Consider the following 13,403-nt stretch of genomic DNA (forward strand, 5'->3'; position numbering starts at 1 on the left):
AGATTGCCCAAATGGGGCGTTTACGGCGTCGACCCGTTAGTCATCGTCGGACGTGCCCAGCTGCTGCAGCAGCATGAGTGCCGCGGCCACGGGGCCGGTGCCGTCGTTGGCGTCGAGACCGCGACCCAGGCCGCTGCCCGCGCCGGCGCCCGCCTTGTAGGGCACCGACAGTTTGCGGCTCTTGGGGAAGTTTACCGCGCCATAGCGGGTCTTAAGCTCATAGGCCACCTTCTTGGGAACGTCGACGCCCAAAAACGTGATGCGACCGCCACTGAGCGTAACGCTCTCGAGCCCCAGGCGCTCGCCGCGAATGCGGATTCGCGCGCGATTGAACAGGTTGAGTCCCGCCAACGGCAGCTCGCCATGCGCGGCCTCGGTCTCTTCCTGCACCTCGTCGATGCTCTCCAGGTCCCCGGCCGCCGCAAGCTTACGGTATACGAGCACGCGCTGATCCACCGCCGGCAGGTACTCCTCGGACAAGAAGTAGTCGGCCGGCAGGTTGATGCCCACGCTCGCCGCCTCCACACCGGCATCGTCGTCGCCGCGCGCCTCGGCCACGGCCTGACCCAGCATCTGCGTAAACAGGTCAAAGCCCACGCTCGACAGGTTGCCGTGCTGCTCGGCGCCCATGAGCGAGCCGGCGCCGCGGATCTCCAGGTCGCGCATGGCGATGCGCATGCCGCTGCCCAGGTCCTGGAACTCGGAGAGTGCGGTCAGGCGTGCCGTAGCCTCCTCGGTGAGCGGCAGCTCGCCCGGGAACATAAAGTACGCGTAGGCTTGCGTGGAAGAACGGCCCACGCGGCCCTTGAGCTGGTAGAGCTGTGCCAGGCCCAAGCGCTGCGAATCCTCGATGATCAGCGTGTTGGCGGTCGCGTTGTCTATGCCGCTCTCCACGATGGTCGTGGCGATGAGCACGTCGATCTTTTTGGTCGCGAACTCGATCATCACGTCCTCGACCTCGCGCGGGCTCATCTTGCCGTGCGCCACGCCCACGCGCGCCTCGGGCGCGGCCTCGTGCACGCGTGCCACGGCGTCGTCGATGGTCTTGACGCGGTTGGACACGTAGTACACCTGGCCGCCGCGGCCCACCTCCAGGCGAATCGCCGCGCTCACCACGTCGGGGTCGTACTCCCCCACGTGCACGATCACGGGGCGGCGCCCGGTCGGTGGCGTGGTGATCAGGCTCATGTCGCGCACGCCGCTCGTGGCCATCTGCATGGTTCGCGGAATAGGCGTGGCCGAAAGCGTGAGCACGTCAATCTGCTCGCGCAGGTTCTTGAGCTGCTCCTTGTGCTGCACGCCAAAGCGCTGCTCCTCGTCGATGATCACCAAACCCAGGTTCTTGGGGTTCACATCGGCCGAAAGCAGGCGGTGCGTGCCAATGAGCACGTCGATCGTGCCCTCGGCAAACGCCTTGAGCGCGCGCTTCTGCTGCGCCGGCGTGCGAAAGCGGCTGAGCACCTCGACCTCGAGGCCAAACGGGGCAAAGCGCTCAAAGAAGGTCTCGTAGTGCTGTTGGGCCAGAATGGTCGTGGGGCAGAGCACCATGACCTGACGGCCGGAGTCCACGCACTTAAACGCCGCGCGCAGGGCGACCTCGGTCTTGCCAAAGCCCACGTCGCCGCACAGCAGGCGGTCCATGGGCTTGGGCGCCTCCATGTCGGCCTTAATATCGGCGATGGCCTCCAGCTGGTCGCGCGTCTCGTCGTAAGGAAAGCTCTCCTCCATCTCGATCTGCTCGGGCGTGTCGGGCGGGCAGGCGACACCGGTAATCGACGAACGGCGCGTATACAGATCGACCAGGTCAAACGCCAGCTTTTTGGCGTTCTTGCGCGCCTTGTTGGTGGCACGCGTCCAGTCGGCGGTGTTGAGCCTAGTCAGGCGCGGCTTGTCGCCGTCGGGACCAACATAGCGCGTGATGCGGTCGACCTGCTCGAGCGGCACGTAGAGCTTGTCGCCGTCGGCATATTCCAGCAAAAAGTAGTCGCGCTCCTTGCCGCCCACTTCCTGGCGCGCGATCTCGCTAAAGAGCGCGATGCCGTGGGTAGCGTGCACCACGTAGTCGCCCGGCTTAAACGGAAACGTGATCTGCGTAATGTCCACCTTGCGACGGCTGCGCGCGCGGTTGGCGTCCATGCGGGCATTGAGATCGGCGATCGAGAACACGGCTAGGTTGGCATCGGGCACCACCACGCCCTGCGGCAGGGCAGCATCCACAAAGGTCACGCGTCCGCGCGAGATGGTGGGTACGGCAGCACCGGCGGCAGCCTGGGCGGCGCCCGCCTCGAGCGAGCGGGCGTTGAGCGCGTCGGCCTTGCGCTCGCGAATTGCAGCATGGGCCTCCTGGCGGGCAGCACGGTCGGCAGAATCTGCCGCTGCCACGCGTACGCGCTCGCCAATGACGCCGGCGTTTTCGGGGGCGGCCGTCAGCGACTCCTCAAAGGTAATGCCCTCGTCGCCAAAGGTAAGCTCCATCGACTCGCGCGCTCCGCGGTCGGGAATGGCAAACACGCAGGCATAGCGCTTGCCCACGACTTCCTGAACACGCGTCATAAAGCGGTTGTCCGAGCCTGCGATAGCCGGCTGCTCAATCTTGAGCTCTGCCGTAACCGCACCGCCGGCGCGGATCAGGCTCACGTAGTTCAGGCGCTGCTGAGCACCAAAGTCGAGCTGCTGGGCGCGCACGTACAGGCCGTCCAAGCGGTCAATCCCCGCCTCGCCGGCGCGCGCCTCGATATCCTCGTAGGCACGCAGGCAGTCGTCGAACAGCGAGCGCGGCTCGGACAGAACCACAAGCGCCTTGCCGCTCACGTGCGCCAACGGGCTCACGGTCTGGCCGTACATCACCGGCAAAAAGCGGTCGAGCTCGGGTGTGACGATACGCGCATCAACCATCTCGAGCAGCGCCGCCAGCTTGCTGTCGCTCTGGCTTGCGCGATAGAGCGCCACGTGCATGTTGTGAACGGCTTCGTCGGTAAGCGCCAGCTCGCGGCACGGGAAGATCTCGATGCTGTCCTCGTTGCCGATGGTTTGGCCCGTAGAGCTCACCATACGGCGAATGCGATCAATTTCGTCGCCAAAGAACTCAATGCGCACGGGCGCTTTCTCTTGTGCGGGGAATACCTCGACGGTGTCGCCGTGCACGCGGAACAGGCCGGGTGCGTCGGCGGCGCCGGCATTGGTGTAGCCCATGCCCACCAGGCGCTGCGGCACTTCGTCAAAAGGAATCTCCTCGCCCACCGCAAAGGTCGTGGACTCCCAGTAGCGGCTCTCGACTGGCGGCACGCAACGCAGCAATGCACGGGCCGAGGCAACCATGATGCAGTTGTCCCCGCGCACGATACGCCCCAGAGCCTCGCAGCGCTGCGCCACCACGGCATCGTCGGGCGCCTGCTCGCGCCACGGATAGTCCTTGCGCTCGGGAAAGCGGCACACGTGCGCCAGGCCCACGTAGGCGGCAAGGCTGCGCGCGGCGCGATCGGCCGCGTCCTCGCCGCTCACAATGTAGACCGTAGGGCGCGGGCGGCGCGCAAACTGAGCAGCCGCCATAAGCGTGCGGCCCGACTGCGACACGGCCAGCGTCACATCCTCGCCGGCGTCGAGCCCGGCCTCGACGGTCTGCAAGGCCTCGGCAGTGTAGAGCTGCGCGGCTATACGGTGAATGAGCATGCTGTTCCTCCGGCATCGCAACGCCAAAAGCCCGCCGGGGCAAGCTCGGCGGGTCGTGCGTCAAAGATCATTGTTTGTCATGGTAGCGCATGGAGAGGACTCCAGCTCAAGCGTACGCCCAGCCCCGCAAAAAACGCCAGACGGACGAGCCGCTTGGCGTTATCAGAGTGAGCCATACGCCGAGTCTAATCGTAGACGCCCATTTTAAGCAGTGTGAAGGTCGGAGCGCCGTCACCCTGCGCGACGCGGACCGTACAAGTCTCGATACGGCCCCTAGATGCGTCCGCTTGAATTGCAGCGATGAACTGATCCTTTGGCAGGCCGTAGGTGCTCTCGGGGATGTCGGAAGGAAGTAACGAACCGCCAGCACTGTAGACCTCATAGGTGAGCTCGTAGATGTTATCGCCAAGGTCAGTCGCGCCCGTAACGATGGCACACGCTGGGTTGTAATTTCCCTGGCCGTATTCCTGCTTCAAATACAGGTACCCGTCATGTGCTTCGGCCGAATCAGGAATCGCCTGCCCCTCCGGCGTTCTGTCATACGTCATATCGGCATCGGAAAGCGTCAGGCCCGTCAAGCGGCTGAGTTCCCTATTGACCACATCAGTCGCCATACGCTGGCGATTACCGTTGTCATAGTCGCCTTTCTCGATTCGATACGGCGCGTTGTCAATAAAATGGCACCAGATAAACTTGACCAGCTTATATTTCTCGTCATCCGAAAGCCCATCAGTCGAATCGAAAGTACCCGTCTGATACCAGTCCCGATCGAAGTGCCCCTCCGTAAAGTTCGACAGAAACAGGTTTGCGGCGGCATAGGTTGCCTGGTCATTGAGGTCGACCTTTACGCTGCTGCCCGTCTGCTCGGGCCCTTCCGCCTCGTCCTCGTCGGCGGCAGGCTTCTTCTTGGCGCTTCCCTGGTCCTCACGCTCGGCCGAACCCTCGTCGGACCCCAGCACCGTAATCTGCGACGAGTTGCCCTGCCCAAGCGGACCCAGTACGCCGGTCAGCGCCAGGGCGGCACCGCCGGCAACGAGCACGCCCGCCACGCACATGCCGACAATCACCGCGCGCTTATGCGACTTCTTCTGCACGGGAGGCATCCCTGCCGCCGGCATCGGTGCGGGCTCGGCGGGCGCGGCAGCCGGGGAGGCAACGCCGATGCGCGCCCCGCAGTTCGTGCAATATTCAGTTCCATCGGGCATCTCGGAACCACACTTGGTGCAAAACATATTCGAGCATCCCCTCACAACAAACGGCATCTGTCGCCATCATATTGAGCCTTCGCGGCCCAAATGTGTTGCGCAACATTGGCCACAGCCTTCGGACGCCGGCAAAACGCGGTAGCCCCTACCCCGTCACGCGCACGCTGGGGCACAAATCCGCCAGCGGGCACTCGTCGCACTTGGGCTTACGGGCATCGCAGATCTCGCGGCCAAAGGTGATCCACTGGTGGTTGACCGACTCCCAATACTCGTGCGGCAAGATCTTGAGCAGATCCTGCTCGGTCTTGAGCGGCTCTTTGGCGTGCGTCTTGGGACTCAGCATCAGACGGTGCGCGATGCGGTTGACGTGCGTATCGACCGCGATGCCCTCGACAATGCCAAACCCCACGTTGAGCACGATGTTCGCCGTCTTGCGCCCAACGCCCGGCAGCTTGACAAGCTCCTTCATGTCGGCCGGCACCTCGCCGCCGTAATCGGCGACGATCATCTGCGCGGCCTCAACGGCGTGCTTGGCCTTGCTCTTATAGAAGCCGAGCGACTTAATGGTATCTGCCACATCGGCAACGCTCGCCCCCGCCATGGCCTCGGGCGTGGGCCACTGGGAAAACAGCTTCGGCGTCACCTTGTTGACCTGCGCGTCGGTCGTCTGCGCCGAGAGCAACACCGCTATGAGCAGCCTATAGGGATTCTCGTGGTCCAAAAAACACTCAACCGGGCCATAGCGACGGTTAAGGCGCTCGCACACCTCAACGGCGCGCTCGCGCTTGGCGGCATTGGTCTCGCGTGGCATAACGACTCCTCGGATCAGCGGCATAACTTACCTATGGGCACGATTGTCCCACGTATGGGGTCTTTACGCCTCCAAAAATGCGCCGGTCTGGCGGCCCCACAAGCTTGCGTACTCGCCGCCTGCCTCGACAAGCTGCGCATGCGTACCGTCCTCGACAATCTCGCCGTCCGCCAGCACCACGATGCGGTCGAGCGCCGCCACGGTGGACAGGCGATGTGCCACCACAATGGAGGTGCGGCCGCGCATCAGGTTCTCAAGCGCCTCCTGCACCAGCGCCTCGGACTCACTGTCCAGGGCAGAGGTCGCCTCGTCGAGCACCAGAATCGGCGCGTCGGTGAGGATGGCACGGGCGATGGCCACGCGCTGGCGCTGACCGCCCGAAAGCTTAACGCCGCGCTCGCCCACCATGGTGTCAAAGCCCCGGGGCAGGCGGTCGATAAACTCCAGGGCATTGGCCAAGCGGGCCGCCTCACGGATCTGTTCGTCGGTGGCGTCGGGGCGGCCGTAGGCGATGTTCTCGCGAATGGAGCGGTGAAACAGCAGCGCCTCCTGCGGCACGTAGGCAACCTGGCGGCGCAGGCTCTGCTGCGTGCAGCGCGAGACATCCTGACCGTCCACGAGTACGCGACCGCCCTGTACGTCGTCCAGGCGCAGCAGCAACTTGGTGAGCGTCGTCTTGCCCGAGCCCGATTTGCCCACCAGGCCCACGCGCTGACCCGCCGCCACATGGAGCGTCAGGTCGTCGAACACGCTCTCGCCCGCCGCGGCGTCACGGTATGCAAAGTTCAGGTGCTCAAAATCAATCGCGCCCTCGCCCACCTTGAGCTCGGGAGCGTTCTCGTCGTCTGCCACCAGACGCGGCTCGTCCAGCACGCGCGTCATCTCGGCCGCATCGCCCAGCGCGCGGTTAATGCGCTGCATCATGGAGCTTACGTAGTTCAGACGCATGGTGAGGTTGTACGTATAGGTAAAGATCATGACGAGCGAGCCGGCCGAGATGCCAAACCACGCGTTGCCGCCCACGACGAACACGCTCACCACGGCCATGGTGATGACGATAAGGCCCGAGGTCGTAAAGTTGCGTTGCATCATGGCGTGCATCGAAACCGTTTCGGCGTCGCGCGCGGCGCGGTCGGCGCTATCGAACAGGTCGCGCTCAAAGTCTTCGCGCCCGCAGGTCTTGACGGCCAGGATGTTCGTGACCGCGTCGGAAAGCACGCCCGACAGTTTGTTCTGCGCGGCGGACGTCGCGGCCGAAAGCGGCATGATGCGCTTATACATGAGCCAGACAAACGAGATGTAGACGACCATAATGCCCACCAGGATCACGGTAAACGTCGGCACCACCGGAGCGAGCGCCGCCACCGTGCAGACAACCGAGGTGATAGTGGGAATGAGCGAATACACCGTCACGTCCACCAACCCCGTGTAGCCGCTCATAAAACGGCTCGTCTGGCTCACAAGCGATCCACCAAAACGGCTGGTGTGGAATGTCATGGATTGATTGGAGAGCGTGTCGAAGCACAGGCGCGCCAAGTGATAGTTACCCGCAATCTCGAGCTTGTAGACGGTGTAGTCCTGCAGCTTGGAGAGGATTTGGCCCACTAGGTTAACGAGCACGAGCGCCAGAATGTAGGGGCCAAAGACCTCAAACACCCGGTCGCCCGCCACGGGGCCGGCCTGGACGCGGTCGACGATAAGCGCCATCACGTAGGTGTTGGCAAACGTGAGCAAAAAGATGTAGCCCGCCGACGAGAACACCGAGAGAAAGACGATCAGCGGCTGCGTGCGCGTAACGTCCCAGAAACGCTGTAGCGTGCGGCGCACGGTTGAGCGTTTGAGCGGACTGGTGCTTCTCTGTGACATGGGCTTCCTTTCACATATGGCGGGGCTAAACGTCATTGTTGCATACTAAAGCGCACTTCAGGCAAGCACGATGCGAAAAGCAGCGGGGCGCCCGCGTTTGCGCCGGCGCCCCACCGTCTTGTTGTAATTATTCCTCGTCTTCTTGGTCTGTGGGAAGGCCCGCGGGCGTGAGTCCCAAGATCTCATCAGCTTGGTCGGCGTCTTCCAGCGCGTCGATGTCCTTGAGTTTGCGCTCCATGACGTTGGTGCGCGTGGTGATGATGCCCTCGACCGTCTTTCCCGCGGTCTCGATTTGCTGCTGGGCGCGGCGCAGCGCCGCCTGATAGCGCGGCAGCTCGGCCTTGACGGCAGAAAGCACGCGCAGCACGTCATCGGTGCGTTTTTGCAGCCTAAACGTTTGGTAGCTCATCTGCAGGCTGTTGAGGATAGCCGCCATGGTGCTAGGGCCGGCAACGTTGACGTGATAGTCGCGGCCCAGGGTCTCGATAAGTCCCGGACGACTGACAACCTCGGCGTACAGCCCCTCAAACGGCACGAACATAATGCCAAAGTTGGTCGTTGCCGGCACACTCAGGTACTTTTCGCAGATGTCCTTGGCCTCGCGCTTGACCATGGCGTCGAGCGTCTTACGCGCAGCGGCGACGGCCTCAGCGTCACCCGACTCTTGGGCGTCGAGCAGATGCTCGTACGCATCGCCCGGGAATTTGGAGTCGATCGGCAGCAGCACGGGATCGCCCTCGTCTACCGGCAGCTTGACGGCAAACTCAACGCGCTCCGAGGCGCCGGGCTTGGTGGCGACGTTTTCCAGATACTGGTCGGGCGTAAGGATGTCCGCCAGGATTGCACCCAGCTGCACCTCGCCCAAAATGCCACGCGCCTTTACGTTGCCCAGCACGCGCTTAAGGTCGCCCACGCCGGTGGCGATGGACTGCATGTCGCCCAGGCCCTTGTACACGGCCTCGAGCTGGTCGCTCACCTGCTTAAACGATGCCGACAGGCGATCGTTGAGCGTGCGGGAGAGCTTCTCGTCCACCGTCGCGCGCATCTGATCGAGTTGCACGTTGTTATCTTTGCGGATAGCACCCAGCTGGGCATCGACCGTCTCGCGCACCTTGTCCAGGCGGTGCTCGATGCCCTCGCGGTTGGCACCGAGTTGTTGGGCCGTCTCGCGGCGCAGGTCATCCATCCGGTCACCAGCTTGCGAAAACTCGCGTGCGATGTTCAGGTAACGTTGCTGCTCCACGGCCGCATCTGTCGTCTGCTGCTGCGCGATGGCATTGGCCGTGCGGCGGGTTTCTGCCAGCGCGACGTTCAGGGCATCGAGCGCGTTGTTGGCCTGCTCGAGTGCCGCCAGCGCCTCCGCACCGCCATCGCTGCGCTCTCGCAGCTCGGCGCGAAGGCCCTTGAGCTGCAGGGCGCAAGCCACAGCCACTCCTACCGCTACCAAGGCGATCACGACCAGCACAATATCAACAGCAGACATAGACTCCGCCCAACAAACCCAATCGATCATCAAACAAAACCGCGATCAATCTTACCCTGTCATATGCAGCGCGTGGCCGGCGGCGCATCAAGTTACCTTTGCGCTATGAATACTGGCACGCTAACTCTCCCAGCCGGCGCGGATGGTTGTTACGACATCGCCCAGGCGCTGGCCGAGAGCTGTCAAATGTTGGAGCACTTCGCTGGGCGAGGCGCCGTTGAGAATGCACGTGAGGGCATATGAGGCCAAGAAGATTGCCGCGAGTCCCAACGGGATCAGCACGATCATCGCCAGCGTACGCAGGCGCTGGGCCCAGCGACGGCGACGCGCACGACGCTTGTCGAACGCAAGCTCCTGCGCATATGAATCTTGCTGTACGGAATAGGCTCCTGGGTCCACCTCACCCGCAGGCGATACCGCGGGCGCGGCGTTTTGCGCAGGAGGCTGGACGGCTGCCCCTTGCATTTGCATCTCCATAAGCCGCTGCTGTTGGCGCAGCATGCGCTCGGCTTGTTGCTGCGGGGTCTCAAGAAACAGATCCATGTTGGCCTCCTCAATAGGAGCATTCGATGCTTGCGCCCAGCATCCCGCACCATCGCGGCCGCGGCAATGAAATCCGCGGCAATAGCCGCAAAGATTCTTTTGTCAGAAAACTGTCGAAAAGTTCAACAACTCCCCTACCAGCACTTTCTTTGAGCTTTTTTCGCCAGCAATCTTTTGCCCTCTCGCCCTTGCGCCATCCGACCAAAACCTAACCAAAAGCTTGACGGAAATTGTGAAGACAGGGACCCCACACAAAAACGTGCCGCCCCAAAAGGGGCGGCACGCAAACTTCTAATCAGCTTTTCTGTAGCGAGCACGCAACGACCCAACGCCGGGGCGCGGGGAGGGAGGCCGGATTGCCTTCCCTCAACGCGACCCTGCGAAGCCGTGAGCGGGGAGGGAAGGCAATCCGGCCTCCCGCCCCGCGCTCCGCAGCAGCCAGCGCCAAGCGCTAGTAGTTCACCACCTGCTCCTCAAAGTACGCCTTGGGATGGTTGCAAACCGGGCACACCTCGGGCGCCTTGGCACCAACATGCAGGTGCCCGCAGTTCAGGCACTTCCACACCTTTACGCCCTCGCGCTCAAACACCTCGCCCGATTCAATGCGCTCGACGAGCTTGTTATAGCGCTCCTCGTGAGCCTTCTCGACAGCGCCAACGCCACGGAACTTCGCGGCAATCTCGTCAAAACCCTCCTCTTCGGCGGTCTTGGCGAACTCGTCATACATCGTGGTCCACTCGTAGTTCTCGCCCGCGGCGGCATCGCGCAGGTTGTCCAGCGTATCCGGAACAGCACCGTCGTGCAGGTACTTAAACCACAGCTTGGCATGCTCGGACTCGTTGCCCGCCGTCTCTGCAAAGATATTCGAAATCTGAACGTAGCCGTCCTTTTTGGCCTTGGATGCATAGTAACGATACTTGGTGTGCGCCTGGGACTCACCGGCAAAAGCGGTCTCGAGGTTCTTCTTGGTTTGAGAATTCTCAAAATCCATAGGTGTACTTCCCTTCAATACGCGCCGCCCATAGACTTTGAGCGGCATTGCCTTTAGGATACCCTCATGCCGAGAATCTAAACCTTACTATCCTGTTCTGCAAATTCGCGTCATCACACACTCAGCCAGCGCTCGCCTTCGGCACGACAAAAGCCTTCGCGCTCCAGGTCGGCAAGAATGCCCGCAATAAAATCGCAACCAACCGGTTCGCGACCCGCTGCGGCCTCCATCTTGTTAACGCCTGCAACAGCTTCAACAAGCGTTATGCCCGCCTGCTGTCCGTCGCGAGCTGCAAGCAGCATGCGCACGATATGGGCACGCTTTTGCCGACGCGAGCCCTCAAACTTGGACTGGCGGCTGTAGCCCGCCGAGCGCCTAGACGGATTGGGCAGCGTCTTTTTGAGATACGCGCCGTAATCCAGCAGCGCGTAATACCACGCGCGCGGCGTATCGGCATCGTCGAGCGGCACGGCAAAGGGAGCGACCTCATCCGCCGCCGCACCGGGCGCCGCCGGGCAGGCCGCCTGGATCAACGGCACCAGCTCGCGATCGGGAACAGACGGAACGTCAGGAAAAAAGTGATGCAAAAAGACCGTGCGCACATTGGTCTCCAGGTACACTCCCGGAAGATCAAACGCAAACGACCGAATGCCCTGCGCCGTTGCGGGCCCAATACCGGGCAGCGCGACCAGGTCGCGTGTATCACGCGGAAACTCCCCATCCCAGTCCTCCACGAGTCGCTGCGCGGCCTTATGGAGCGCCAAAGCACGGCGGTTGTAGCCCATGCCCTGCCAAGCGTCCAAAACATCAGAAGGAGCGGCCTGGGCGAGAGAATGCACGGTCGGAAAGCGGTCGAGCCATGCCGGCATGCGCGTCTCTACGCGTGGAACCTGCGTCTGCTGCAGCATGACCTCGGAAAGCCAGATGATGTACGGGTCGCGTGTGCGGCGCCACGGAAGGTCGCGATAACGCAGAACCCCTTCCGAACGAATCATCGAACGAAAGGGGTCCTGAATCATAGCTATGCTCCTTATGCGGCGCTACTCCTCCCGGCAAGCACACGCGCAAACGGCATACTCGGGAAAGGCGTCGCGGTCGGCGAACTTGGGATCGACGGCGGGGAACTGGCGGCGAGCGACGACATCGTCCAGCGAAACGGAATCGAGGTAGTCACGCATCAGCGCCTGGGCCCCAGCCCACAGGGGATGATAGCAGCACGTGCCCCTGCGCGCACAGTCGCCATCGAGTGCCGTGCAATCATTCATAACCATAGGGCCCTGAACGGCCTCGACGACCTGACGGATAGTGACCTCGCTCGGGTTGACCTTAAGACGCATACCGCCGTGGACGCCACGCAGGCTCTCCACAATACCGGCCTGAACCAAACCGTGTTGGATCGAACGGGCAAACGAATACGGAACATTGACCTCTTCGGCAGCAGTGCGAACAGAAAGCAACCGCTCCGGCTCCTCGGCAAGCATCGCAAGCATGCGGAGGGCATAATCAGTCTTCCTCGATATGTCCATGTTTCCCCTTTCAAGGAATACGAACAGCTCGAACGGGCTCCGGGGCCGAGCTTACGTCGAGACGCTAAATAACCGCCGGGACAACCAAATAGTGAACTAGATGTCCGCTGAAGGTCGAATCCAAAGCAAATTGCATCAGATTAGGCCTGCAGTGGAATTTAGTATAACCTAACCCCCCTGTTTCGTTGAACGAGTGTTGCGCAACAAACCCCCCCCGTTTAAACCGATATACTTAATTCATTTCCGCATTTCGGAAACAAGGAGCAGAATGAAAGGGACGGCCGAGCGGTTGTCCTATTAAACGCAAAAAGCCACGTCCGAAGACGTGGCTTTAATTGCGTTGGCGGGAAGTACGGGGCTCGAACCCGCGACCTCCGACGTGACAGGCCGGCGCTCTAACCAAACTGAGCTAACTCCCCAGGCAGTCGTTCGCGTTTGTTTCCGCTCGCGTGCGCTGCGGGGATTAGTATACACAGAAGTCTGTTCGCCGCGCAACAACTTTTTTGAAAATATTTTTTGGGTCCCTCCGGGAGGGTCTCCGGGGCCGGCTGGCGCGGGTTAAGTTTGCTGCTCTACAGTCCTGCGCAAGACGGAAAGCACATTAAGTGCTTTCCTTTGCGTGCGGAACTCGCGACAAACGTAACCCGCGCCAGCCGGCCCCGGAGACCCTCCCTGCCGTCACTATGTTCAACCAGTTTTGCGGGCGTGCGCCGCTGCGCGGCTAGCCCGCGTGCTCCTCGGCGGGGTTGGTCTGATTGTTCTTGTTGAAGCTCGGCCTTTGGCTCAAATGGAAACGGGAGATGCATTGTGCATCCCCCGTTTTTGTTGCGGTTAATCTAAGTCAATAAACTTGACGCTTAAGACCTTGCCGTCCTTGACGAGCATTCTGGCCATGGTGGGGCCTCGGGTGCCTCTGGGGTAGCTAGCACTGCCGGGGTTGAGGACCAAGCAGCGGCCTACTTGAGTTTCTTTGGTTACGTGAGTGTGACCGTTGATGGCTACGTCCACGGATCCCACCGGGAGGTCTTCGCGGTAGTGGGCTACGGCAAACTTAAGGCCCTCGTAGCTAAAGAGCGCCAGACGGTCCACTTCGGGGCCGTAATCACGGTAGTAGTCGTTATTGCCCAGAACCGCTCGCACGGGGGCAATGGTTCGCAGATGTTCGTAGTCCATCTCCGACGTAAGATCGCCGGCATGGATAATCAGGTCCGCGCCGCTCAACTCATTTAAAAGCGCGGGCGACAGATAACCGTGGGTGTCCGAGATGATGTCGATGCGCTTGGCGCTTGCACTGTTCATGGGATCCCTT

At 61.9% G+C, this 13,403-nt stretch carries 11 protein-coding genes and 1 tRNA gene; 1 reads left to right on the top strand and 11 read right to left on the bottom strand.

The features are described 5' to 3' along the window. Positions 1-36: 36 nt before the first annotated feature. From mfd to ACTQ0H_RS01575, 6 genes are all read right to left on the bottom strand, one after another. Entirely contained in the window at positions 37-3,669 is a 3,633-nt protein-coding gene (gene mfd, locus ACTQ0H_RS01550; protein WP_441537680.1) for a transcription-repair coupling factor, read from the bottom strand. A 185-nt stretch (positions 3,670-3,854) separates the two neighbouring features. After that, the gene (locus tag ACTQ0H_RS01555) at positions 3,855-4,901 is read right to left on the bottom strand and encodes a zinc-ribbon domain-containing protein (protein WP_441537681.1); all 1,047 of its coding nucleotides are present in this window, start codon (positions 4,899-4,901) and stop codon (positions 3,855-3,857) included. Positions 4,902-5,019: 118 nt separating this feature from the next. After that, a complete protein-coding gene (nth, locus tag ACTQ0H_RS01560) occupies positions 5,020-5,685 on the bottom strand; it encodes an endonuclease III (protein WP_441537682.1) in 666 nt (221 codons plus the stop codon). 63 nt (positions 5,686-5,748) lie between these two features. Continuing rightward, a complete protein-coding gene (locus ACTQ0H_RS01565) occupies positions 5,749-7,551 on the bottom strand; it encodes an ABC transporter ATP-binding protein (RefSeq protein WP_441537683.1) in 1,803 nt (600 codons plus the stop codon). 127 nt (positions 7,552-7,678) lie between these two features. After that, a complete protein-coding gene (locus ACTQ0H_RS01570) occupies positions 7,679-9,034 on the bottom strand; it encodes a DNA recombination protein RmuC (RefSeq protein ID WP_441537684.1) in 1,356 nt (451 codons plus the stop codon). Positions 9,035-9,154: 120 nt separating this feature from the next. Further along, positions 9,155-9,577, bottom strand: a complete 423-nt coding sequence (locus ACTQ0H_RS01575; RefSeq protein ID WP_441015560.1) for a hypothetical protein — start codon at positions 9,575-9,577, stop codon at positions 9,155-9,157. Positions 9,578-9,603: 26 nt separating this feature from the next. Here ACTQ0H_RS01575 and ACTQ0H_RS01580 point away from each other — a divergent pair, with 26 nt between their 5' ends. Then, positions 9,604-9,789, top strand: a complete 186-nt coding sequence (locus ACTQ0H_RS01580; RefSeq protein ID WP_154518490.1) for a hypothetical protein — start codon at positions 9,604-9,606, stop codon at positions 9,787-9,789. Between the two features lie 239 nt (positions 9,790-10,028). On the opposite strand, the gene rbr is transcribed toward ACTQ0H_RS01580, so the two are convergent. The 5 genes from rbr to ACTQ0H_RS01605 form a co-directional block, all read right to left on the bottom strand. Continuing rightward, on the bottom strand, positions 10,029-10,568 hold the full coding sequence (rbr, locus tag ACTQ0H_RS01585; RefSeq protein WP_441537685.1) for a rubrerythrin: 540 nt from the start codon (positions 10,566-10,568) through the stop codon (positions 10,029-10,031). 113 nt (positions 10,569-10,681) lie between these two features. Continuing rightward, the gene (locus ACTQ0H_RS01590) at positions 10,682-11,587 is read right to left on the bottom strand and encodes an adenine glycosylase (protein WP_441537686.1); all 906 of its coding nucleotides are present in this window, start codon (positions 11,585-11,587) and stop codon (positions 10,682-10,684) included. Positions 11,588-11,608: 21 nt separating this feature from the next. After that, on the bottom strand, positions 11,609-12,094 hold the full coding sequence (locus ACTQ0H_RS01595; RefSeq protein WP_154518481.1) for an RrF2 family transcriptional regulator: 486 nt from the start codon (positions 12,092-12,094) through the stop codon (positions 11,609-11,611). Positions 12,095-12,435: 341 nt separating this feature from the next. Beyond that, positions 12,436-12,513 (bottom strand) — tRNA-Asp (locus ACTQ0H_RS01600). Between the two features lie 412 nt (positions 12,514-12,925). Next, positions 12,926-13,393: a YfcE family phosphodiesterase gene (locus ACTQ0H_RS01605; protein WP_441537687.1), complete on the bottom strand. Its 468-nt coding sequence runs from the start codon at positions 13,391-13,393 to the stop codon at positions 12,926-12,928. Positions 13,394-13,403 lie beyond the last annotated feature (10 nt).

This window comes from Collinsella sp. LCP21S3_A3 (assembly GCF_052118905.1).
In the GTDB taxonomy this organism is placed as follows: Bacteria; Actinomycetota; Coriobacteriia; order Coriobacteriales; family Coriobacteriaceae; genus Collinsella.

Coding starts and splice junctions, on each gene's coding strand:
- ACTQ0H_RS01580 (WP_154518490.1), top strand. CDS start 9,604: ATGCTTGCGCCCAGCATCCCGCACCATCGCGGCCGCGGCAATGAAATC.
- ACTQ0H_RS01605 (WP_441537687.1), bottom strand. CDS start 13,393: ATGAACAGTGCAAGCGCCAAGCGCATCGACATCATCTCGGACACCCAC.
- rbr (WP_441537685.1), bottom strand. CDS start 10,568: ATGGATTTTGAGAATTCTCAAACCAAGAAGAACCTCGAGACCGCTTTT.
- ACTQ0H_RS01590 (WP_441537686.1), bottom strand. CDS start 11,587: ATGATTCAGGACCCCTTTCGTTCGATGATTCGTTCGGAAGGGGTTCTG.
- ACTQ0H_RS01565 (WP_441537683.1), bottom strand. CDS start 7,551: ATGTCACAGAGAAGCACCAGTCCGCTCAAACGCTCAACCGTGCGCCGC.
- ACTQ0H_RS01575 (WP_441015560.1), bottom strand. CDS start 9,577: ATGGATCTGTTTCTTGAGACCCCGCAGCAACAAGCCGAGCGCATGCTG.
- mfd (WP_441537680.1), bottom strand. CDS start 3,669: ATGCTCATTCACCGTATAGCCGCGCAGCTCTACACTGCCGAGGCCTTG.
- ACTQ0H_RS01555 (WP_441537681.1), bottom strand. CDS start 4,901: ATGTTTTGCACCAAGTGTGGTTCCGAGATGCCCGATGGAACTGAATAT.
- ACTQ0H_RS01570 (WP_441537684.1), bottom strand. CDS start 9,034: ATGTCTGCTGTTGATATTGTGCTGGTCGTGATCGCCTTGGTAGCGGTA.
- ACTQ0H_RS01595 (WP_154518481.1), bottom strand. CDS start 12,094: ATGGACATATCGAGGAAGACTGATTATGCCCTCCGCATGCTTGCGATG.
- nth (WP_441537682.1), bottom strand. CDS start 5,685: ATGCCACGCGAGACCAATGCCGCCAAGCGCGAGCGCGCCGTTGAGGTG.